Source organism: Acinetobacter sp. AS23, from assembly GCF_023612055.1.
In the GTDB taxonomy this organism is placed as follows: domain Bacteria; phylum Pseudomonadota; class Gammaproteobacteria; order Pseudomonadales; family Moraxellaceae; genus Acinetobacter; species Acinetobacter oleivorans.
In genome coordinates this window covers 2050934-2071734 of the sequence record NZ_CP082274.1, presented here as the reverse complement: position 1 = coordinate 2071734, position 20801 = coordinate 2050934, and the positions used below count along the sequence as shown (strand labels likewise).

20 protein-coding genes are annotated in these 20801 nt (G+C 34.2%); 16 read left to right on the top strand and 4 right to left on the bottom strand.

The features are described from left to right. Window positions 1-56 precede the first annotated feature (56 nt). On the bottom strand, window positions 57-1076 hold the full coding sequence (locus K6I41_RS09630) for a hypothetical protein (protein WP_060465665.1): 1020 nt from the start codon (window positions 1074-1076) through the stop codon (window positions 57-59). Between the two features lie 1206 nt (window positions 1077-2282). On the opposite strand from K6I41_RS09630, the gene K6I41_RS09625 reads away from it, so the two are divergent. The 3 genes from K6I41_RS09625 to K6I41_RS09615 all read left to right on the top strand — a co-directional run bounded on the left by K6I41_RS09625 (window position 2283) and on the right by K6I41_RS09615 (window position 4836). Beyond that, on the top strand, window positions 2283-2687 hold the full coding sequence (locus K6I41_RS09625; protein ID WP_049836603.1) for a J517_1871 family lipoprotein: 405 nt from the start codon (window positions 2283-2285) through the stop codon (window positions 2685-2687). A gap of 709 nt (window positions 2688-3396) precedes the next feature. Continuing rightward, window positions 3397-4056 (top strand): YajG family lipoprotein, encoded by a 660-nt coding sequence (locus tag K6I41_RS09620; protein WP_049836605.1) that lies wholly within the window; start codon window positions 3397-3399, stop codon window positions 4054-4056. A 441-nt stretch (window positions 4057-4497) separates the two neighbouring features. Beyond that, window positions 4498-4836: a hypothetical protein gene (locus K6I41_RS09615; protein WP_049836606.1), complete on the top strand. Its 339-nt coding sequence runs from the start codon at window positions 4498-4500 to the stop codon at window positions 4834-4836. Between the two features lie 179 nt (window positions 4837-5015). Here K6I41_RS09615 and K6I41_RS09610 read toward each other — a convergent pair whose 3' ends face one another. Continuing rightward, window positions 5016-5279 (bottom strand): hypothetical protein, encoded by a 264-nt coding sequence (locus K6I41_RS09610; protein ID WP_151988122.1) that lies wholly within the window; start codon window positions 5277-5279, stop codon window positions 5016-5018. Window positions 5280-5509: 230 nt separating this feature from the next. On the opposite strand from K6I41_RS09610, the gene K6I41_RS09605 reads away from it, so the two are divergent. From K6I41_RS09605 to K6I41_RS09565, 9 genes are all read left to right on the top strand, one after another. Continuing rightward, window positions 5510-5953 (top strand): BLUF domain-containing protein, encoded by a 444-nt coding sequence (locus K6I41_RS09605; RefSeq protein ID WP_212771761.1) that lies wholly within the window; start codon window positions 5510-5512, stop codon window positions 5951-5953. 711 nt (window positions 5954-6664) lie between these two features. Continuing rightward, the gene (locus tag K6I41_RS09600) at window positions 6665-7477 is read left to right on the top strand and encodes a hypothetical protein (protein ID WP_151988123.1); all 813 of its coding nucleotides are present in this window, start codon (window positions 6665-6667) and stop codon (window positions 7475-7477) included. Further along, window positions 7464-8171, top strand: a complete 708-nt coding sequence (locus K6I41_RS09595) for a class I SAM-dependent methyltransferase (RefSeq protein ID WP_151988124.1) — start codon at window positions 7464-7466, stop codon at window positions 8169-8171. Before K6I41_RS09600 ends, K6I41_RS09595 begins: the two co-directional genes overlap by 14 nt. Window positions 8172-8240: 69 nt before the next feature. After that, entirely contained in the window at window positions 8241-8465 is a 225-nt protein-coding gene (locus K6I41_RS09590; protein WP_250374180.1) for a hypothetical protein, read from the top strand. 146 nt (window positions 8466-8611) lie between these two features. Next, window positions 8612-9133, top strand: a complete 522-nt coding sequence (locus K6I41_RS09585; protein ID WP_250374179.1) for an SH3 domain-containing protein — start codon at window positions 8612-8614, stop codon at window positions 9131-9133. A 287-nt stretch (window positions 9134-9420) separates the two neighbouring features. Further along, window positions 9421-9837 carry a DUF2846 domain-containing protein gene (locus K6I41_RS09580; protein ID WP_250374178.1) on the top strand — a complete coding sequence of 139 codons (417 nt, stop codon included), beginning with the start codon at window positions 9421-9423 and terminating at the stop codon, window positions 9835-9837. Window positions 9838-10304: 467 nt separating this feature from the next. Next, on the top strand, window positions 10305-11726 hold the full coding sequence (locus K6I41_RS09575; RefSeq protein ID WP_239967760.1) for a GntP family permease: 1422 nt from the start codon (window positions 10305-10307) through the stop codon (window positions 11724-11726). 33 nt (window positions 11727-11759) lie between these two features. Next, window positions 11760-12545 (top strand): 3-hydroxybutyrate dehydrogenase, encoded by a 786-nt coding sequence (locus K6I41_RS09570; RefSeq protein ID WP_250374177.1) that lies wholly within the window; start codon window positions 11760-11762, stop codon window positions 12543-12545. A gap of 326 nt (window positions 12546-12871) precedes the next feature. Further along, window positions 12872-13858, top strand: coding sequence for an AraC family transcriptional regulator (locus K6I41_RS09565; protein WP_250374176.1), 987 nt, complete (start codon window positions 12872-12874; stop codon window positions 13856-13858). A gap of 67 nt (window positions 13859-13925) precedes the next feature. Here the strand turns inward: K6I41_RS09565 and K6I41_RS09560 are convergent, their stop codons facing one another. Together K6I41_RS09560 and K6I41_RS09555 are read right to left on the bottom strand one after the other, a co-directional pair. After that, window positions 13926-15269 (bottom strand): MFS transporter, encoded by a 1344-nt coding sequence (locus K6I41_RS09560; protein WP_250374175.1) that lies wholly within the window; start codon window positions 15267-15269, stop codon window positions 13926-13928. A gap of 16 nt (window positions 15270-15285) precedes the next feature. Beyond that, on the bottom strand, window positions 15286-16497 hold the full coding sequence (locus K6I41_RS09555; RefSeq protein WP_502800636.1) for an OprD family outer membrane porin: 1212 nt from the start codon (window positions 16495-16497) through the stop codon (window positions 15286-15288). Between the two features lie 367 nt (window positions 16498-16864). Between K6I41_RS09555 and K6I41_RS09550 the strand changes: the two genes are divergently transcribed. From K6I41_RS09550 to K6I41_RS09535, 4 genes are read left to right on the top strand one after another with little or no spacing between them, the layout of a single operon-like run. Beyond that, window positions 16865-18115: a dienelactone hydrolase family protein gene (locus K6I41_RS09550; protein WP_250374173.1), complete on the top strand. Its 1251-nt coding sequence runs from the start codon at window positions 16865-16867 to the stop codon at window positions 18113-18115. Window positions 18116-18127: 12 nt separating this feature from the next. After that, complete coding sequence (locus K6I41_RS09545; RefSeq protein WP_250374172.1) at window positions 18128-18913, top strand: SDR family oxidoreductase; 786 nt, start codon at window positions 18128-18130, stop codon at window positions 18911-18913. 43 nt (window positions 18914-18956) lie between these two features. Then, window positions 18957-20195: a styrene monooxygenase/indole monooxygenase family protein gene (locus tag K6I41_RS09540; RefSeq protein WP_005305121.1), complete on the top strand. Its 1239-nt coding sequence runs from the start codon at window positions 18957-18959 to the stop codon at window positions 20193-20195. Window positions 20196-20223: 28 nt separating this feature from the next. Beyond that, window positions 20224-20754 (top strand): flavin reductase family protein, encoded by a 531-nt coding sequence (locus tag K6I41_RS09535; protein WP_005305124.1) that lies wholly within the window; start codon window positions 20224-20226, stop codon window positions 20752-20754. Window positions 20755-20801 lie beyond the last annotated feature (47 nt).

Here is a 20801-nt window from a genome sequence, read left to right as displayed (position 1 = left end):
AATTTATATTAAATGACCATATAAGCAACAAAACTAATTTTTGTAATTGGCTCGAATTAATTCGAGCCAATTACAAAATTATTTTTAATTTTTATGTTCTGATTTTTTGTATAATCTGTGCAAAATTTACTTGATTTGAAATTATTCTTTTTATCCTGAGTTATATTGTCTAAATTAATAACTAAATTATTGTTTATAACATTTGTGAAGCAATAGTTTGAATGGCGACTATTCAAATAATCAGAATTGGAAACATTAATACTACCAGATATAATAGGCTTGTTTATTCCATTTATAATTAAACCAAAATAAGATCCATTATCCTCATGATTGTTTAAATTAATTTTAACTTTTTTTGAGGTATTGTTGTATTTAGTTAATGAAATCTGCATTCCATTACCTTTGTTGTTCATAGTTCTTATATTAGTAAAGTTTAAATTATCTAAAAAAGCCTTATTATCATTTGGCTCTATATCAATTCCATTGGCAGGAGATGTCCCTTTTGTATTAGATATTACTAGATCATTGGCATAAAGATTTTTTGCTGAAACAATGGTTAAACCTTGTCTTCGGTTATCATCCATTTTTACATTTTTTAAGGTAATCTGATTATTTGGATTTCCTCTATAATTTGTTCCAAGATAAATAGCATCGCCCCACATCTGGTTAATATTTATATTCGAAATATTAACATTTTGAGAATCCTTAATATCAATTCCCATTCCCCATTCCCCAGATTTTTTTAAATGGGAGTATTTGTCACCTATTAATGTTCCACCAGAAATAGTCACATTTTTTACATCGTGGATTTTAAAAAATTGATAGCTTTTTTCAGCATTAGGTATGGCTATTAACTTAGTCTGTGGATCCAATTTTAATGTAGTATCACTTTTGAGAACTACTGACTTAATGGTATCAATTTTATAGATACCTGCAGGAATACTTACTATTCCACCTTTCATAATGTCTTTATTCAATTGATCAGTAATATCCGTATTCTGCTCATAAGTATCAGCAAAAGATGAAGTATTAACCACAATAAGAAAAAAAGCCATTTTTTTTAAAATCTTATACATTGCAAAATACTAATGTTCTATCTAGAGGAATGCATAGTATTCTAAAATTTTAGAAGAAATATTAAAAATCGATAGGGAAATTGTAAAAAATATTATTTCGTGAAGTGTAGTAGAAATTAGACTATTTAGATCGTCCGCCTTACTTTAGAGTGGTGCATGCATCAGATGGGCCAGCATAGCCCAGAATGATGTTTGAACATAGTTCTAATAATTTTGTAGAGGGAGATGGACTTCTTTTCCAGCTCTTTTTATTTATTGATGGCATGTATACTGTTAGCAACTCAGAAATGTGTTGTAAAGCTGATTTTTAGAGCCGCATCAAGTTTAGTTGGTAGTTTCCATCATTGTGAAATGGAAACTACATGAATAGGGCTATCGCATTTAGGATTGGGCTCGCGTCTGACGCTTCTTAAATTTTATTGCGAAACAAGAAAGCAAAAAAATTGTTAAATTCATCGATCAATATTACTAATCAATCTATTTATTATTTTATAAACTATTACTCCAACAAAAATATTGATTTATATTTAGCTTCTAAAAGTTATACTTAATTTTAAACTCAATATTATCTTAAAAATCTAGATAATGTTATTTTAATTGATAAACTTATTAATACTTCAGATATCTTTGTTTAGAAATTTATTTTTGATGTTAGAAATTTACAAGTCAACCTAAGTGTTACTTCGCAAATATACAACTATATTTTTCTTAAAGAAAATAATTATTCTGGCATCATAAATAGTGATTTTATTAACGTATTAGACGCAACCAAAAAATCAGATGAAAAGGTTATCTAGTACCTCTAAGTACGGCGAGAGGCAATAATATTATAAAAGTAATTGCTGATAGAACGGTCAGGTTAAGTATTTTGCAAATCAAAACAGTAAACAAGTTGATTATATAATTAATGGTACCAACTATGGCTATCTAAATCGTGTTATGGAAACAAATTAAGAGATATCCGCTTTACCGTTGTAATTTGCCAAAACTTTTTTGCTAAATCTAATCTAATTTGAAAACTTTGGCACTTCAATTCATTACGGATAATTCAAATTTTTTTTAATTATCTTGCTGGGCTAAGGATATGTGTGAGGTAGCTTTATAAAAAGTAAATTGAATTAATTAATTTTTCCATCAATCAGCTTTTTGTGGTTTTTTATTTTCTGAACTGTTAAATTTTACTCACAATTAAAATGGATAATTATCATGCAAAAGATAATTGCATTAAGCTTAGTTTTTTTAATAAGTAGCTGTGTAAGTCCAACCGTTCATATGATGGCTAATAATAAATTTAACGAAGAGCAGCCTTCCATGCCTCTAGTCTCAGGCATATGGACGATTTCGATCGGTCCAAGCATATCAACCATAAAACTAGAAGCAGATGGCAATGGAATACTTTGTGACGATACGAGTGGACAGGTTGTATTCAACAAAATTAAGTATGCAAATAATATGATCTACATTCAAAATGGTATGGCCCTACAAGTTAAGATTCTGAACAAAGATATAATTGAAGCTAGAACAATTTTAAGTGCCTCTAATTCAAATATGCTCTACAAAGCTGATAATGACTTAAAGGTAGCTTCATTAAAGTGTGTAAAAGAATTATAGATACTACTTTCCGTATCTATAATTATATTTTCTCCTCTCTTAGATTGAACTTCATCTAAATTCCCTATCATCTTAATATTCTCTTTATTTGTATAGAGTTATTGATATATGATTGTTTTTTTAATATCTTTAAAATAAAATATTTTTTTCTATTCTTTTTCTATGCTGTTAGGGGTATGCACCGTAGGTATGATAATTGCTTTTAATGCAAGCCATATTTTTAACATAATGAATCCTTTTTCATAGCGTTATTTGGAATAGTGGCGCTGACTACTTCAGATTATATTTTCACTGCTAAAGCAACTGAAAATAAGTATAAAAGTGCTCTTTATATCTCAATCATTCTTTCACTTATACTGACGATATTTTCTGTAAGGAAAAATAACGATATTACTAGCATCTTTTCTAGCTTTATTGCTTTAGTAATAACATTCCAATTGGGTTCTCTTATTCATTATTTAATTCACTGTACTAAAAAAACAGTTGTTTAATTTTTACCATCTTTCATAAAGTTCAAGATGTAATTAATTACGTCTTATTTTATAAATTGGATGTAGGCTATGTAGCAGAGCCTTTGTCGATAGAACTTCAGTATGGAGTAGCTCTGTTAGCTCATTATTAATTAGGATTAGCTGAGTATTTCTTTGTGTGACATTTAGTAAATAATTTGTTAAGTTATGTGAACTTTATAACAAACGGTTAAAAACTCATGATGAAAATATTAGCTACAAGTTTAATTGCTTTAAGTTTAGTTGGGTGTGCAACATCAAGGGGCTTAATTGAAATACCTCAAGGTCAAAAACTAAATCAATCCCAAAATATAGTTGCACAAGGCAAATCGATTATAGTGAAGGTTGAGGATGATCGAAAATTTCAAGATAAGCCTGCATCAGCTGATATTCCATCTTTAAAAGGTGAGCAATCTAATGCAACAGCAGAAGAAAAAGCCCGAGCCGTTGCTCGTAAAAGAAATGGATATGGAAAGGCTTTAGGGGATATACTTTTAAAGGATGAGACTGTATCGCATTTGGTTGATAAACGTGTTTCTGATGCATTGCAGCAGTCGGGATATAAGGTTCTTACAAATAACCCCACTAATGAAGCAAATGCTGATCTGATACTTAATATTAAAATTAATAAATTTTGGTCGTGGTTCCAGCCTGGATTTGCCTCAATCAAAATCAATTCTGAAATTGATACCGAAATTTTAGATGCCAAACACCCTAATCGCCCACCATTTAAAATCTATAGTAAGGTAACTAGATCTGCGCAAGTAGCGAACGAGTCGAAGTGGGTAGAGAATATTGACAAAGTGCTCAATGACTATCAGGAGAAGTTGATTGTTGAGCTTTCTAAACAAAGTCAGTAGTTTTCATTAAAATCTTTGAAATATATTAAAATTGTAAAAGCATCTTAGGGTGCTTTTTTACATCTCATTGTTGTTGATTCTCCAGTTGCATTACCATTACCAGCTTTATAAAAGGTAATTAATTCTTCCAAATAGTTTTTGTAATAAATTGTGGTAGATTATTAACAAGTAAGGTTTTGACAATATTTTCGTGTAGCATTTTGGAATTAAAAAAATAAAATCTCAAAGGTAAAATGAAATGAATAAGATAACCCTAGTTTTGCTAGCCGCTCTTCTTTTTTGTATTTTAGCTAACTATGAAAGTTTCAACTTATTAAAGCTTCATGAAACTGCCAGTAGTGAAATTAACAAAACTCTTCCTAAAAACTAATCTACCTAATGATGTTTTTTTTTATATCTTAAGCTCTTAAATTTTAATTATTAATAATAAAGGGTAATTTCATGAGGAAAACTTTAATTGGAGCTTTATTCTTGACGTTTGGAGCCTCGGTAAGTGCAGCATCAAAAATTGAAAAAGAGGAAACAAAAAAATTCTCAACTATGAAGCAATGTATTGAATGGTTAGATTCTAAATATCCAAATAGCAAATGGCATAAAGATGGAGGTACATCTTGGAGTTTAGAAAATGATAATTCAAATTTTTTATCTGGGATTACTCATGTGCCTAGTGAAGAAAATAAAAAGCTGATACATCCGATTGCGATTTATTGCAAATTAAAAGAAACAAGTGCAGATGGTGTCTTCTATGAAGGAAAATATATTGTCATAGAGGCTATTTAGTCTAAAAATTTAATTGAAAAAAACCACTCAATGAGTGGTTTTTCCATAACTGAAAAAATTCAATAAGCTCATTACCAAAAAATAATTTCTATATGATTGGCTTGCTAATCCAGTAATGATTTAAAAACTTTAAGGAGTGACCATTTCCTAGGCTTTTATCTTATTCGTACAGCTATATGTTATGACGGCCAGACTTGAGTTTTCTTTGTCAAAATCTTGATAATTTTAAAAACTTGATTATCTAGCTTTATCTTTTGATGAACAGTTGCATTGTCGAGCTGATCCCACAACTCAAATGGGAAAAACTCTGAACTATGATCAAATACCCATAACCATTGATAACTATTGTTAAGCGTATTTACATCAAAACGTACATCCTGAACTTTGACAATCTTAAGTTGTTTATGATGTTCGTCTTGAAGAATAATTTCATGGTTCTCCATTAGACATCCACAAATTAAAGACAATTCTTGATTTTACTGAAAATAATATTTTCTAGTTAGTTTGTTAAGTTGAGATTAATTTACAAAAGATTTCTGGTTGTTAAAGTTTGTCATTTTCAAAATGATAATAATCTTTACTCTTGAAATACAAGGTTTTAAATAGGTCAGGTTGTAAGCGTAGTATGTAGCTGTCAGAATGCCTAACTGACATATATCTTCGAGTTATCGCTATGAGTTTAATAGGCTTTATGTATGCAAGTAAAACCAATAGTGAACATAGTCAAGTAAAACAAGATTTAATTGATATCCTCACAGAAGCAGTCAAATTCAACTCTTATAATGATATTACGGGAGTACTTTACTATGGTAATGGGTATTTCTTGCAGTATTTAGAGGGCGAGAAAGAGCAAGTTGAATTGCTGTTCTATAATTCAATTTTGAAGGATTCGCGACATCAGAACTGTGAAATTATCTTTTCAGAACCGTCCGAGCAGCGGTTATTTAAGCATTGGAATATGAAATTTGCGCCTATAAATACGAAAATAAAAGATTTCTTTTTTCATCATCATGTCGATGAGTTTAACCCGTATTTGCTTAACACTACATCAATTCCATCTTTTATTGAATTGCTTGTAGATCAACCAAATCTTAAAGCTGATCAATATCAAATTTAATCAACGACATGATCTGAATAAAAGTAGTTTTCTACTTAAAAATATGAGCCCTCTAAAGAGGGCTTTTGTTCAGTCTGTTAGTAAGGGGATTCGGCTTAGCCGTGAAGTTGATCGAAATATAGATATTCGATTGAAAAGGTTACAACTGATGATATAAGTCGAGCTTATACAATATAAGTAACCAGTAAAAAAGATGTCCAATTCAGCATCTATGCTGAGTTAAAGATCAATAATCCTGTGCAGACAGTACTTCTAAATTTTTATACTGCTGCTATGATAGATCCTATTAAAATCAATTTGATCAGTTCAGATTTACCATCTACTTTCATATGGTGACGATCAACTCCATATTACATTCGTGTCACTGGAAGTGATGTATGAGAAAACACAGCCTGGAATGCAGATCAGATTACTCCGATTATGACTGAAGGTTAATTTAAAATATTTAATTAATACTTAATCAAGTGCTAATTAAATTTCATTTTTTATAATCTATAAAACTGCACATTAAGTGCAGTAAAATTTTATCATATAATAAATTTAAGATATTTAATTAAATTTTAATTTTATTTGTTGCTATGATATTTCTTTTGTCTATAATAAATATTAATTAAGTATAACTTTAAATTGTCAATAAAATAGGGTTTTAGGCAGTCTTTAATATTTTATATGTAGAAGTTTTAATAATTTCAAGTGGTTGGAGATTTTGATTTGAAGAATATTGTTCATGAAAAAAAAGGAATATTAAATCCAAAAAATAAAATTAAAATATTTGGAATAAATGTTATTCCACTCCAAGTAATAGTGGGGGTGATAAGAGAGAAACGGAGCGTTGAATTTATTTGGGGTGTTTATTGTTTTGTAAGATACAAAGCGAAAAAGTCACTTAACTATAAAAAAAAATTACATGAAGTAGAATTTTTAAATTTTAAAATACTAAAAATTGATGGTGAAGAAATTGTTTCAAGAAGTTGGTCCTATAATAGTGATTCAATTGTTTATGTGGAATATGGACAACCTGGTGCAAGAATAATATTAAAAAAAAATCAAATGCTAAAAATTTATGATCCATATAAGAATGACAATAGAATTTATCATATACATAACATTATAAATACCTCAAAAGATAAATATCTTATTTCTACAGGTGATAGTAGTAAATACTTAGATGAGTTTATAATTAATGAAAATGAGTGTAGGTTGCTAAAAAGACATTTGAAGTACTTAGGTGGTTTTACTGCTTCGTTAGCAGTTAATGGTTGCATATTAATGGGTACAGACTTCTCTGGTAGGCCGAATTATATTTTTAACTTCGAAACTAGAGAAAAATATTTTTTACCGAAAGAGGCCTGGCTTGAATATATTATTGATATACGCGAGAAAAGTTCAAACTATATTGAAATCACCACTAAAAGGTTGAGTAAATCAAGAGGACATAAATTAATTTTTAATATACCTTCTAAATCTTTTGTTTCTGTATCTGAAATTACAGTTATGGAGGGATTTCTTTATGAAACCATTTAATATAGATGAAAGATGGGTATATGAAAATGTTATATATTGGACAGATGAGATTTTAATCAATTTATCATATTTGAATTATTTTTATAAAAAAGAGACTGGGATGATATTAGATATTGGTGGTGGATATGCACCTTTTTCTAAGATTACCAATTTAACAAATTATACATATATCTTAGTAGACCCCAATAATTATAAATTAAATCTAGCACCAAATAATATTATAAAAATAAATGGCTATGCAGAAAATATTCCTGTTGATAATGAGTCTGTTGATATAATTTTGACATCGTCATGTCTACAATATATAGATCAAAACGTATTCTTTTTTGAATGTCAGAGAATACTTAAAGAAGGTGGAATTATAGCAATACATGAAAATGGACCCTACAATCCACTTATAATAATTGCACGTATTATTCAACGCTTTATTGGGTTGTTTAATAAACAACATTGGGAATACAGGAATACAATATTAGAATATTATAAATTTAGAGAAATAGAGGGTTTTGAAATTTTAAGGTATAGTCAGACTGGTTTTATTACACCAATTTTCCTTTATATGCAAATATTAAATTTTAAGTACCCTAAGTCACTCTTCAATTTCATTACTTCCATAGATAACTATTTATTGAAAAAAATCCCATTTTTAAAAAAAATGACTTTTTTGAATTCTGTTATATATCGTAAAATATAATTTTATGCATTTTACATATACTCAAAATGACAAGTATTGTACGGATTAAGAAGGTATGCCTTTACATTTATGCATGTTAGGCAAGATGGTATACCTCTTGATGATCTACTTGAATATATAGAAGCTGAAAAGAGTTTTTATAATAAGAAAGAAGCGAATAGGATTGCTAAACTGGCATATGAATGGCCAATTCCAGAAACTTATAATGAAAATGAACTTCCTCCGATTCTTAAGTTTGGTGACAGTATCGAAAACGCATGCTTAGGAAAAGAGACAACAAATGAAGAAGAGTAATCACTTTCTAAAGTATTTTGAAAATAGTTAAACTGCCTTAAGGCGGTTTAATATTTATTACTATTAGACTATTGGTTATATAGGCTGATTTTTATTTTTAATTACACCCTGTTACAGTAAGAAAAATATAAAATAAATGGTAAATCATGAAAAAATCTACTTTAGGCTGGGGTGCCGCAGGAATAATTGCTTTAGGAATTTTTGGTTCTGGAAATGATAATACCTCAAGAAACAATTCAAGCTCAGGGCAAGCACAAAGCTCAGTTGAAGAGATTGTAGAATCAAAATATATCAATACCAATACACTTAATATTAGAGATAAGCCTAATGGTAGTGTTGTAGCAAAACTTGGACGTGGTGCAAAAGTTGATATTTATGAGAAAAAAGGAAACTGGGTACGTATTTCTCTAAATTCATCATCACCTCAATGGATCTCCGAGAAACTTTTATGTGAAACAGAAGACTGTTTTAAACAAAAGACTAGAAAGGCTAAGTCCAATAATTATCAGGCTTTAAAATCGCAATCGCATCATTCAGTAAAAAAGCAGTCTCAAAAATACTATGATAGTGATTGTTCTTGTGCTGTAGTTGATTATTGTGTGGGACCAAGAGGTGGACACTATTGTATTACGAGTGGAGGAAATAAGAGATATAAGCCAAGATATTAACAAATTTAAATTTATTTAAACCTTCTTTTTTGAAGGTGGTAAAGATTTGAAAAAGTAGTGGCTTATAAGCGTTAGATAATTTAGTTTTAGACGAATTCCGCAAAAAAGCCAAATTCTTTTCTCTGATGATTAACGGTAAACCTTATCCTATTATTGATATTACAAAATTAACACTAACTAAGTTTTTACTCTCACTACTAAAATATCTTTAAGTTTTAAGACACCTTTGGGTGGTTTTTCGTTTTCTGAACTGTTAAATTTTACTCATTATTAAAATGGATAATTTCATGAAAAACATTATTTTTTTAGGACTAGTTCTCAGCTTAATTGGGTGTTCAACAGCTCCAGTTGCTTCAAATACAGCTAAGCCAGTACCTAATGAGAGAATATACAATCAGAACTATCTGAAGAAACACACTCCAGAACAAGCAAAAGTTACTTTTTTGAGAGATAAAGGTTTTTTAGGATCTGGCTGTAGCCATGATATGTATGTTAATAACGAAAAAATATTCTCAATTCGTTCAAATGAAATAGCTACGATTTATCTTGAACCTAAATATTATATTTTTAGATTAGAAACAGGCGGTGGAATGTGCCCAAATATTGCCACTTCTCAAGAAACTGAAGTCAAACCAGGCTCGGAGATAGAATATCGAATTTTACTTCCATCTGACTTTAATTTAAGACTAACCCGAATGAAATAAAAGCGTAAGAGCTTGTGTCTAAGGCAGTCGAGTAATATTAAATTTTAATTGAACCCACTCGTCATTAAGTGGGTTTTTTATTACTTATAAAAGATTACTGACCTTAGCTAAGAAAATATTCACCAAATTATTTTAAAAAATATATTATTTAATTGTCTTTATTAAATAATGTAAAGAGATTAATTTAATTTACTCAACAATTAATAAGTTTTATAAAATAATAATAATTTTTTAAATAATTAAATTTTACCAATTAAATAACATAAGTATTTGTATTTTATTGTTATTTTAAAATTTAAATAAATTACATTGTTTTTAAATATTTTAGTGATATTTTATTTTTAAGCTCATTTACCTATTACCACTTATAGATACTGTGATTTTTATCATTTTAGGTTTGGGATAACCTAAATATCTTTTGGTAATTTTATTGAACCTAATATCTATTCTTTAGGGAGAAAGAATATATGTGGGAATTATTTGTAATTCTACTTTCGCTTGGGCTGTTAATGTATACAGCTTACAAGGGCTTTTCTGTCATTCTTATGGCACCAATTTGTGCCTTACTTGCAGTTTTACTCATTAACCCAGCTAATGTTTTACCATTTTATTCGGGTGTCTTTATGCCGAAAATGGTGAACTTTATTAAAGATTACTTTCTTGTATTCTTGCTTGGGGCAATTTTCGGTAAAGTCGTTGAAATGTCAGGAATTGCTGAGTCTATCGCTAGAACCATTGTAAGATGGATTGGGGCGAAAAAGGCAATTTTAACCGTTGTACTTTTAGGTGCAATTTTGACCTACAGTGGAGTAAGTTTATTTGTTGCTGTATTCGCAATTTATCCATTTGCAAACCAGCTATTTAGACAAGCCAATATTCCAAAACGTTTAATTCCGGGAACCATCGCGCTCGGTGCATTTACATTTACCATGGATGCATTGCCGGGTACGCCACAAATTCAAAACGTAATTCCAACTACATTCTTTGGTACCAATATTTATGCTGCACCATTTCTAGGAATTATTGGCGCTATTTTTGTTTTGTGTATGGGTTTGAGCTACTTAGAATGGCGTCGTCGCGCTGCTGCAAAAGCTGGAGAAGGGTTTTCTGGTTTTGGGGGAGACAGTACGCCGTCTCAAGAAATTGAAGCCGAAATGACTCTGCAAAATAATGGAAGTACGGCACGTCAGTTTTTAGCGTTTGTACCCCTTATTCTTGTTGCAGTAATGAATAAATATTTATCTAAAGCAATCAAAGAGTGGTACCCAAATGGCTTTGATTTTGCCACTGTCGGTTTAGCTGATTACACTGTAGATGTTGCAAAAACTGGTGCGATCTGGGCGGTTGGTCTTGCGCTCATTGTCGGGATTATTTCTGCGATTTTGTTTGATTATCAACGTGTCGTGACGAATTTTAAAGAGGGCATTAATGCCAGTATTGGTGGCTCACTTTTAGCAGTAATGAATACGGCCTCTGAGTATGGTTTCGGTGCAATTATTGCGTCATTACCGGGCTTTGCCATGATTAGTCATGCAATGAGCAGTACTTTTACGAATCCTTTAGTGAATGGGGCTGTGACCACAACCGTATTAGCAGGTATTACCGGTTCAGCTTCTGGTGGTATGAGTATCGCTTTAAGTGCGATGGCTGAACACTATAATGCCGCGATTTTAGCCGCGGGTATTCCACCAGAAGTCATGCACCGTGTGGTTGCAATGGCATCGGGGGGTATGGATACGCTTCCGCATAATGGTGCTGTCATCACTTTACTCGCCGTTACAGGCTTAACTCATAAACAATCGTATAAAGATATTTTTGCAGTCACAGTAATTAAGACATTAGCGGTATTTGTGGTGATTACGGTCTTTACCGTAACGGGTATTGTTTAAATCAGCACGTTATAAGTATTAAGGAGTAAATAAATGACAAAACTTTTAGACGGTAAGGTCGCTTTTATTACAGGTTCTGCAAGTGGTATCGGTCTAGAGATTGCTAAGAAATTTGCTCAAGAAGGTGCCAAAGTTGTCATTTCTGACATGAATGCCGAAAAGTGCCAAGAAACGGCGAACTCACTTAAAGAGCAAGGTTTTGATGCGCTATCTGCACCATGTGATGTAACTGATGAAGATGCTTATAAACAAGCCATTGAACTCACTCAAAAGACCTTTGGAACCGTTGATATCTTAATTAATAATGCTGGTTTCCAGCATATTGCACCGATTGAAGAGTTTCCAACGGCTGTTTTTCAAAAGCTAGTTCAGGTCATGTTAACAGGGGCATTTATTGGTATTAAACACGTTTTTCCAATCATGAAAGCTCAAAAATATGGCCGTATTATTAATATGGCTTCAATTAATGGCCTAATTGGTTTCGCTGGAAAGGCAGGTTATAACAGTGCTAAACATGGCGTGATTGGCCTAACAAAAGTTGCGGCATTAGAATGTGCACGTGACGGTATTACAGTAAATGCTTTATGCCCAGGTTATGTAGATACGCCATTGGTTCGTGGTCAAATTGCTGATTTGGCTAAAACGCGTAATGTGAGTTTAGACAGTGCACTTGAAGACGTAATTTTGGCAATGGTTCCTCAAAAACGTTTACTCTCTGTTGAAGAAATCGCTGACTATGCAATTTTCCTTGCGAGTGGTAAAGCTGGTGGAGTAACAGGCCAAGCTGTCGTTATGGATGGTGGCTACACCGCTCAATAATTTATTGTTTTATAAAAGCCGCTTATTTTAAATGGGCGGTTTTTTTATTCGTTAAAATTTACGATAGTCTAGTATTCAAAATAATAATTTATCTCTACTCTATTTATTTATAAAAAATCTAATAAAATAAGTTTGTTAAGGTATGAAATTATACTTTAAAGGTATTTAACTTATTTCCATTTTTAAAATTTAATAGAGTGTGAGAAAGTAATCTTTACTCTCTTTCTTGATTAGATATTTTTCAGGAAAATTCGTCAATTAAAGGATATTAATTGGCATACAAGTTGCTTTTTAAGCAATAAGTTATTTAGCTAGGTGAAAAGGATATGATATCACTCAGCCAACAGATGGAACTCAATCATTATTCACGCAAAGCTGAATTTGCGCAGAATTTGATGTCCACGATTTGTGGTGAACACCGTCTAGATACAATTTACAAAGACACTCTCGATTTTCACTATGACGGAATGCGTTTGCCTAATAAAAAAATGGCGATCGGTACAATCAGTTATGGCGCAAACGTTGCCATTAACATCTCAAATTTAAAAGCGTATAGCATTAGTTTGCCTATACAAGGTCGACAAGCTCTCAATATTCGTGGTGCTCATTATCAATCTGATGAAAACAAGGGCCTTATTGTTTCAAATAACGATCAGCAAGATTTGATTATCGATAAAGATTGCAGAAAATTTCAGGTGGTTATTCCTGAACGAAGTATGCAGATTGTCCTTGCGGATCTACTGAATAAACCCATAGAGACGCCTATCATTTTTAATCCTGAAATGCACTTAGACTCTGAGCAACTTATTGGTGCATGGTGGAAGAACATTCAAAATTTTGTACAGTTAAAATCGCAATATAGCAATTTTTATGGTTTGCAGATGTTGTCTGAAGACTATGAAAATTTTGTAATTAAAGCGTTATTGTTGTCTCAAGAGAACAACTACTCTGAAGCCTTAAAGTCACTCTCACATCAAGATGAGCCAACTTATATCCGTAAGGTTCGTAATTTTATTATTGAACATGCGCACGAAGAAATCTGTGCAGAAGATTTGCAACGTCTGGCTGGGGTTTCAAAATCAAAATTGTATGACGAATTTCAACAATACTACGGCACAAGCCCTATGTCGTATTTAAAAAAATATCGTCTCCAGCAAATTTATAAAATCTTGAGCACCACAGGAGCAGATAGGAAGGTTTCTATTTCAAAGCTTGCGTATGACTGGGGCTTTAACCATTTAAGTCGTTTTTCTCAAGAATATCGCGAAGAATTTGGCGAAAATCCAAGTGAGACTAAAGGCAAAATTTTCTGATATTTAATTTTCCCAATAAAAAACTGATTTAGGCAACTAAATCAGTTTTTTATTTATCGCTTAATATTTATAGACTTTCTTCGAGCTTTAACACTTGTTTGTTTTTAGATTTCTCATAAATCACTTTCAGACTAAGCGCAATAAATGAGATGAAGGTTGGTAATGCGAGAATAAAGAAAATACCGCTTAAGCTTAGGTTGAAAGTAAATATAAGAGAGCCAAAGAAAGCACCTAAAATTGCACCAATACGACCAATACCATGCATCCATGAAACGCCAACCGCGCGGCACACTGCTGGATAGAACATAGCTGCAAGTGGCAGTAATGAAGACTGTGCGCCAGCGAGTAATGCACCAATTAAGAAGATAGTAAGACCTAACAAGAAAATATTTGAGCTCACCAGACCTGCAACAATGAATAGTCCAAAAGCAATGAGATATGAATATTTAATGACTGTAGTTGGATTCAGTTTATCCATGTACCATCCCATAATGGTTGCACCAATTACACCACCAAAAGGGAAAATCGCGGCAATTAAACTAAACTGTTGCGTACTAAAACCTGCTGTTTTTAAAATCGTTGGCATCCAGCTTGTTAAAAGATAAAACACCAAAAGACTGGTAAAGCAGCAGAGCCAAAGCATGCTTGAACCCCACAGATATTTTCCTAAAACCACTTTAACCGGATTTTCATCTGAAGCATTTTCTGCTTGAGTTAAAACAAGTTTTACAGGTTCTTGGAACGAATGGCCTTGAATATTTTCTAAAATACGCTGAGCTTTGTCTTGTTGATGACGTGTAATTAAGTATTGAGTTGATTCAGGTAATTTAAGCAATAAAGCAACCACTAAAATTAGGGGAATGCTTCCGCCAATAATAATCACCTTAGCCCAGCCATAACTTTCTAATAGATAAGCTGACAGCACACCGCCACAAGAAATACCCAGCATAAAACCACAGCCAGCAAGACCTGTTAGGAATGCTTTACGTTTTACAGGCATATATTCAGAGACAATCGTACTGATGTTTGGCATGGCTGCGCCTAAACCAACACCTGTAATAAAACGATAAATCATTAAGTCTTGAGTTGAATTAGCAAAGCCACACAAAATCGTAAATATGGAAAATAAAAGACTTGTAAAAACAATGACGCCTTTACGTCCAAATTTATCGGACAAAGGCCCAGAAATGATTGCACCGATCGACATACCGACTAAGGCAGCACTTAAAACCGGAGCAAGTTGAGGCTTAGTAATACCCCAATCATCCAGTAAGGCTGGAGCAATAAAACCGATAATTCCTGTGTCTAGACCATCACAGAAAAAGACGAAAAAGCCTAGGATAAAAACCATCCACTGTAGCGGAGACAGTTTCTCACGGTTGATAATCGTGTTTGCATCTATCGTTTTCATACGTATTCCTTATTCATTAAAATTTTTTGCTGTAATTGACGAAGAAACGGTTTTCAGAGAAATCGTTTCCATGCTTAACGTCGTAATTGATGAAGATGTACTGAAGAGCTAGACCTTTGAGAAAAGGTTGTTGAAGGGCATAATTGACAATAACGTTTGCTTCACTTTCTTTATTTTTTGAGCCATCTGCTGTTTTGAAGTGATCGCCGTATACATATTTGAAAGTCGTATTTAAACCAGGCACATGATCTTTAAAGTCATAGCCATAGATGAAGTGATAAGACTTTTCATCTTGTTTAAAGAAACCAGTAGTGTTCCAGTTAATGAAATAAGTTTCAGGTAAGAATCCATCTGGTAACGGGTAAGCAGACTCACCAATAATTTGCTGATAACCCAAACCAAAGCTATGATTTTTTACTTTAAGCGTTTCTAGTAACCCTACGTTTTGTGCGTCGATGTCAAAAAGATTTCCATTATCTTTAGCATTGAAATATTTAAATTTTGAATTAACTGAAAAATTAGAGTTTTTCCATATGTGGTCAACGCCGACATAATGTTTGTTATATAAATCCTCCATATTTCCAAAATAATATTCACCCTTCAATGTAGGCGTAAATTGATAGCGAAGATCTATGTAGTTAAGGCCATCGGAATAGCCAGTCACACCTTTTGAAGTAAAAGAAAATCGATGGAAATCTTCTTCATTTCGCGGTGATACTTTTTCAATACGGCCAATTTCAGCAAAAAGCTTATCGTTTAGCTGACTCTTAAGATTAGTTCCCCAATAAGACGTCAGAAGTTGTCGGCTTGCATCTACAGTGGTTACGGGTAAATCTAGCCATAATTCACCAATGCTTAGTAGTGTCTTGTTATAGCCTAACTTTAAAGTCGCGCCATATTTTAGATAATCAGGTGCTTGGGACTGCGTGGCTTTATCAAAAGGTAACACCGTATCGGCAACATGTTTATCTTGGCTTAAACGAACCGCATATTGTGCTGAAGCATTTGCGCCAATTTGAATTGGGGTTCCGCCAATTTCTAACGGCGTATCATGCATATTTGAGTTGTAAAATAGAGAAACTGATTGTGACCAGCTACCTGTGTCTTTTACATCTGGATTGTCATAGTTTCTGTCTATATATGCATTTTTTGATGTAAATTTCCATTCTTCATCCGCTGAATAAGCCTGAGTAGAAAATGCACTACAACATAAAATATTGATGAGCATTAACGTTTTTTGTTGTCCATAAATTGGCCATGGTCGATGCATAAATAAACGCCTTAATTTAGAAAATGACTGGGCTTTTTTATGTAATCAAATTAATTACATGACTTGATTGAACTATTTTTAGCCAATCGTCACTATCCAATAAGTCCTAATCTTCATCCATTTTTTCCAAATTAGATAAAAAGTATTAATTTAATTTTTTAATTTAAAGTTATGAAATTTATTAGTTTTCTTATTTTTTGTGTTTTATCCATTTTTATTGATTTTGATAATTGCGCAGAGATTGGATAGTGCTTGCAGCTTTTGGACAGCCTAAAAAAATATTCGGATAGAAGATAAAGCCATAACAATGTCAGGAGTTGACACTATGGCTGGTCAAACCGTTCAAATTAAAACAGCATCTGGAAAGCAGTTCAGTGCATATCTAGCAACACCAGAAACAGGAAAAGGACCTGGAGTGGTGCTTTGTCAGGAAATCTTTGGGGTGAATGCAGCCATGCGAGAAAAAGCAGAATTTCTTGCAGAAGAGGGCTATACCGTTTTAGTTCCTGATTTATTTTGGCGTGTAGCACCTAATATCGAACTGGGTTACACACAAGAAGATTTTCAAAAGGCTTTCGAGCTTTATCAGCAATATGATGAAAATCTTGGGGTTGAAGATATTCAGGACAGCTTATCTTTTTTAAAGACTCGACCAGAATGTGACACTTCTACAGGCCTCGGAGTTGTGGGGTACTGTTTGGGTGGAAAGCTTGCGTATCTGGCAGGTTGTCGACTTTCGGAAGTGGCATGTGCTGTAGGTTATTACGGTGTAGGCATTGAAAAAGCGTTAGATGAGTTAGCTAACGTAAAGGGTCGTTTGGTTTTACATATTGCCGAACTGGACCAATTTACACCGCCAGATGCAAGACAAGCGATTGTTAATGCAGCCAACCAATATTCAAATGTACAGACCTATGTTTACGAAGGTGTTGATCATGCCTTTGCACGCCCTAAAAGCAATCATTATCACAAACCTTCAGCACGCTTTGCCCACGAGCGTACAGTAACAGCACTACATGAAACGATTGGGCCGAAATATGACTTAGTTGCGCTATGGGAAGAGCATATTCGTCATGAGTTTGATACGCGTGATGTGCCAGCAACCATGGCAACGATGGTTGCAGAACCTTATGTCAACCATATTCCAACCTTAACTGGTGGTGTAGGCCAAAGCCAGCTTGCCCGTTTTTATCAATATCATTTTGTTCATCAAAACCCGAAAGATATGAAGATCACTTCGATCTCTCGTACGGTTGGTTCAACGCAAGTGGTAGACGAGTTCATTATGAGCTTTACCCACGACGCTGAAATTGACTGGTTATTACCGGGTGTAAAACCGACTGGTAAATATGTCGAGATTCCAATGTTGGGTGTAATTCAGTTCAGAGGTTCAAAGTTGTGCCATGAGCATATTTACTGGGACCAAGCATCGGTGCTTGTTCAAATTGGTTTATTAGACCCGACAGGTTTACCAGTTGCAGGTGTCGAAACAGCACGAAAACTTCTTGATGAAGATCTTCCTTCAAATACGTTGATGCCATCTTGGTCAAGTAGTGAAGGCAAACCAGTCAATTAAGGAGTATCTGCAATGAATATAGATTTAAAAGGAAAAGTCGCTGTGGTAAGTGGCGGTGCAACACTGATTGGTAAAGCTGTTGTACAAGCTTTGGTAAGTGCAGGTGCTCATGTCGCTATTTTAGATATTGATGCCAAAGGCAAAGCGATTGCAGAAAGCTTTAATCATGATGTGATGTTTATTCAAACCGATTTAACCAGCGATGCGGCTATTCAACAAGCTGTGGCAGATATTCACCAACATTTAGGTGAAGTGAGCTACTTGGTGAATTTGGCATGTACATATTTAGATGATGGTTTTAAATCTTCACGTCAGGATTGGTTACAAGCACTTGATATTAATCTGGTTTCTACAGTTGAGCTGAGCCGTGCTTTATACAATGACCTAAAAAAGCAGCAAGGTTCAGTCGTTAATTTTACTTCAATCTCGGCCAAAGTGGCACAAACAGGGCGCTGGTTATATCCAGTGTCTAAAGCCGCGATTCGTCAACTCACACAAAGCATGGCAATGGATTTTGCTGCCGATGGTATTCGCGTCAACTCTGTTTCACCGGGCTGGACATGGTCTCGTGTCATTGCAGAAGTCAGTGGCAATAACCGTGAAAAGGCCGATAGCGTGGCAGCCGATTATCACTTGCTAGGCCGATTGGGTCATCCCGAAGAAATCGCCAATGTTGTTTTGTTTTTATTGTCACCCGCTGCGAGTTTTGTCACCGGAGCAGATTATGCGGTCGATGGCGGATATTCAGTGATGGGCCCTGAAGGATCACAGCCCGCTATTCCACGTTTAGCCGAATAGCACAGCGTTTTAAAAGCACATTTAGAAAATTATGGAGAAGATTATGCGCCGTATCGCAATTGTTGGAGCAGGACAGTCTGGTTTACAGCTTGGTTTAGGCTTATTAGATACAGGCTATGACGTGACAATGATCACCAACCGAACTGCCGATGAAATCCGCCAAGGTAAAGTCATGTCAAGCCAGTGTATGTTTCATACCGCTTTACAAACTGAACGTGACTTGGGACTGAATTTTTGGGAAGAACAATGTCCAGCGGTAGAAGGCATTGGGCTAGCTTTAGTCAATCCTGAAAATGGTGGTAAAGCATTTGAATGGAGTGCTCGTCTTGAGCGTTACGCTCAATCGGTCGATCAACGCGTCAAAATGCCATATTGGATGGAAGAATTTGAACGCCGTGGCGGTCGATTGGTAATTCAGGATGTGGGAATAGAAGAGTTAGAACAACTTGCAAATGATTACGAGCTTGTATTACTTGCGGCTGGTAAAGGTGAAGTCGTTAAACAGTTTGAACGTGATGATGCACGTAGTGTTTTCGATAAACCGCAGCGCGCTTTGGCATTGACCTATGTCAAAAACATGAAGCCAATTTCCCCATACTCTCGTGTGACTTTTAATATTATTCCAGAAGTGGGCGAATACTTTTCATTTCCAGCACTTACCGTGAATGGGCCTTGCGACATTATGGTCTTTGAAGGTATTCCAAATGGACCAATGGACTGCTGGCAAGATGTCAAAACGCCCGAACAGCATCTGCAATGCAGTTTATACTTACTCAAGAAATTTGTGCCTTGGGAATATGAACGCTGCACAAATGTTGAGTTAACCGATGCTGGTGGATATTTAGCAGGACGTTTCCCACCGACAGTACGCAAACCAATTTTGACATTACCGTCTGGCAAGAAAATTTTTGGGATGGCAGATGCCTTGGTGGTGAATGACCCGATTACTGGTCAAGGCTCAAACAACGCTGCTAAGTGTAGCAAAATCTATTTCGATGCCATTTTAGCCAATGATAATCAAAACTTTAGCGAACAATGGATGGTTCAAACCTTTGAGCGTTATTGGGCCTATGCAGAAAAAGTCGTGGCTTGGACCAATAGCCTATTAGTGCCACCACAGCCTCATGTTGTTGAACTATTAGCAGCCGCAAGCCAAAACCAGAGCATTGCTTCAATTATGGCCAATAACTTTGATGACCCGCGCTCTTTTGCCCCTTGGTGGTTTGATGCAAATCAGGCTCAGGCATTCATGGCCTCAAAAACCGCAGCAAAAGTGGCTTAAGGTCAAAATATCAAAGGGAGAATTAAAAATGGACACAATTGAAACTCAAGGTTTACAAATCATTAATGCTGAAAATCCAAGAGAAATCCGTAATTTACTTGGTCAGTTTGCAACTGGCGTTACCGTGATTACAACCCGTGGTAAAGACGGTCGGAAAATAGGAATGACAGCGAATTCATTTTCATCGCTGTCTTTAGATCCACCATTAATTTTGTGGAGTCTTTCAAAAACAGCGCCAAGTTTGTCTGATTTTGTAGAAGCTGAATATTTTGCCATTCACATGTTGGCACAGGAGCATCACCAGCTTTCGGGACATTTTGCTCGAGGTGCTGAAGACAAATTTGCAGGCATTGCCCATCAACAATGTAATGCAGGCGTTCCAATTTTGTCCGATGCACTCGCAACCTTGGTTTGCCGCAATGTAAATCAGTATGAAGGCGGAGATCACCTGATTTTTATTGGTCAAATTGAACAATACCAACAACGCCAAGGTGAACCATTGGTATTCCATGCAGGAAAGTATCGGATTGCTGCTGAGCATCCAGAATTAGCACATTAATACACCACAATCACGATCAATCCGGTCGTGATTTTTTTATAGGAAAT

Bases quoted from the DNA above. Each gene is read 5' to 3' on its own strand.
- K6I41_RS09580 (WP_250374178.1), top strand. From the start codon at position 9,421: ATGAAAAACATTATTTTTTTAGGACTAGTTCTCAGCTTAATTGGGTGT.
- K6I41_RS09545 (WP_250374172.1), top strand. From the start codon at position 18,128: ATGAATATAGATTTAAAAGGAAAAGTCGCTGTGGTAAGTGGCGGTGCA.
- K6I41_RS09595 (WP_151988124.1), top strand. From the start codon at position 7,464: ATGAAACCATTTAATATAGATGAAAGATGGGTATATGAAAATGTTATA.
- K6I41_RS09615 (WP_049836606.1), top strand. From the start codon at position 4,498: ATGAGGAAAACTTTAATTGGAGCTTTATTCTTGACGTTTGGAGCCTCG.
- K6I41_RS09555 (WP_502800636.1), bottom strand. From the start codon at position 16,497: ATGCTCATCAATATTTTATGTTGTAGTGCATTTTCTACTCAGGCTTAT.
- K6I41_RS09620 (WP_049836605.1), top strand. From the start codon at position 3,397: ATGATGAAAATATTAGCTACAAGTTTAATTGCTTTAAGTTTAGTTGGG.
- K6I41_RS09560 (WP_250374175.1), bottom strand. From the start codon at position 15,269: ATGAAAACGATAGATGCAAACACGATTATCAACCGTGAGAAACTGTCT.
- K6I41_RS09575 (WP_239967760.1), top strand. From the start codon at position 10,305: ATGTGGGAATTATTTGTAATTCTACTTTCGCTTGGGCTGTTAATGTAT.
- K6I41_RS09570 (WP_250374177.1), top strand. From the start codon at position 11,760: ATGACAAAACTTTTAGACGGTAAGGTCGCTTTTATTACAGGTTCTGCA.
- K6I41_RS09630 (WP_060465665.1), bottom strand. From the start codon at position 1,076: ATGTATAAGATTTTAAAAAAAATGGCTTTTTTTCTTATTGTGGTTAAT.
- K6I41_RS09550 (WP_250374173.1), top strand. From the start codon at position 16,865: ATGGCTGGTCAAACCGTTCAAATTAAAACAGCATCTGGAAAGCAGTTC.
- K6I41_RS09565 (WP_250374176.1), top strand. From the start codon at position 12,872: ATGATATCACTCAGCCAACAGATGGAACTCAATCATTATTCACGCAAA.
- K6I41_RS09610 (WP_151988122.1), bottom strand. From the start codon at position 5,279: ATGGAGAACCATGAAATTATTCTTCAAGACGAACATCATAAACAACTT.
- K6I41_RS09625 (WP_049836603.1), top strand. From the start codon at position 2,283: ATGCAAAAGATAATTGCATTAAGCTTAGTTTTTTTAATAAGTAGCTGT.
- K6I41_RS09585 (WP_250374179.1), top strand. From the start codon at position 8,612: ATGAAAAAATCTACTTTAGGCTGGGGTGCCGCAGGAATAATTGCTTTA.
- K6I41_RS09535 (WP_005305124.1), top strand. From the start codon at position 20,224: ATGGACACAATTGAAACTCAAGGTTTACAAATCATTAATGCTGAAAAT.
- K6I41_RS09605 (WP_212771761.1), top strand. From the start codon at position 5,510: ATGAGTTTAATAGGCTTTATGTATGCAAGTAAAACCAATAGTGAACAT.
- K6I41_RS09590 (WP_250374180.1), top strand. From the start codon at position 8,241: ATGCATGTTAGGCAAGATGGTATACCTCTTGATGATCTACTTGAATAT.
- K6I41_RS09540 (WP_005305121.1), top strand. From the start codon at position 18,957: ATGCGCCGTATCGCAATTGTTGGAGCAGGACAGTCTGGTTTACAGCTT.